Below are 1202 nucleotides of genomic sequence, written 5' to 3'. Positions count from 1 at the left end.
ATCGCCTCGTCCTTGAGCGTGATCTTGCCCGGCTCGATCAGATTGTTCTCCACATAGGTGTTGCGCAGATACCAGCTATGGGCGGCCCGGGTCATGCGGGTGCCATCGCTGTTCCAGTACAGGAGATCAAAGGCCGGCGGCTTGTTGCCCAAGAGGTAGTTGTTGACCACGTTGGCCCAGATCAGGTCGTTCGAGCGCAGCAGGTTGAACATGTTGGACATCTCGCGGCTGTCGAGATAGCCGCGCTCCATCATCTGCTGCTCAATCAGGTCGATCGCCGGCTCATCCATGAAGACGGCCGTGTCGCCCACGCGCGAGAAATCCTGCAGCGAGACCATGAAGCTGGCGGCATTGAACCGCTTGTCGCCCTTGGCCGCAAGGACAGCCAACGTCATTGTCAGCAGCGTCCCGCCGATGCAATACCCCATCACGTTGACAGTGGGGCTTCCGGTGATCTCGCGAATGACATCGCTGGCCGCGAGGGGGCCGAGGTCCATGTAATCCTCAATACCAATGTCATCCATCGACGCATCCGGGTTCTTCCAGGACACCACGAACACGGTGAATCCTTGCTCAACCAAGTACCGCATCATGCTGTTTTTGGGTTGCATGTCGAGAATGTAGTACTTGTTGATCCAGGGCCCCAGGATCAGCAGCGGGGTCTTGTGAACCTCCTCCGTTGTGGGCGCGTACTGGATCAGCTCGATCAGGCGATTGCGGTAGACCACCTTCCCGGGCGTGAGGGCAAGGTTGCGCCCGGGAGCGAAAGCCTCCGCATCCACCATGGTCAGACGGCCCGCATTGAGGTCGGTCATCAGATTGCGGGCGCCGGCGACTATGCTGGCCCCGCCCGTTTCAATCGCCTTGTGAAGGGCGGTCGGGTTCGACATCAGCATCAGGGTCGGGCTCATGGCGTCCACGAACTGGCGCAGATGAAAGTTGATGCGCTGCCGCTCGGCCTCGTCCAGGTCGTCGTCCGCGTCGGATTGCTTCAGCAGCCAGTCCGATGCGAGAAGGTAGACCTCCTTGAGGGTGCGATAAGCGGGGTTCGTGTGCCACTCGGGCGCGGCGAATCGCTTGTCCGGCGAGCGAGCCGACTGCCCATCGTCCGACGAAAGGCCTGCCAGGCCCAGCCAGCGTTGTCCGGCCTCCTGCCAGATCTGCAGCCCCGAGCGCCACAGGTCCTGATTGAAGTCCACCAC

General features: G+C 61.1%; 1 protein-coding gene. It reads right to left on the bottom strand.

The genetic code is table 11. The features are described from left to right. The coding region (locus FS320_RS43715) for a PHA/PHB synthase family protein (protein ID WP_420846858.1) at positions 1-1202 on the bottom strand (1202 nt) is incomplete at its 3' end.

It is taken from the genome of Microvirga tunisiensis (genome assembly GCF_009296175.1).
Classification (GTDB): Bacteria; Pseudomonadota; Alphaproteobacteria; order Rhizobiales; family Beijerinckiaceae; genus Microvirga; species Microvirga tunisiensis.
The sequence above is the reverse complement of the archived record's forward strand: the minus strand, read 5'-3'. Positions and strand labels throughout refer to the sequence as shown.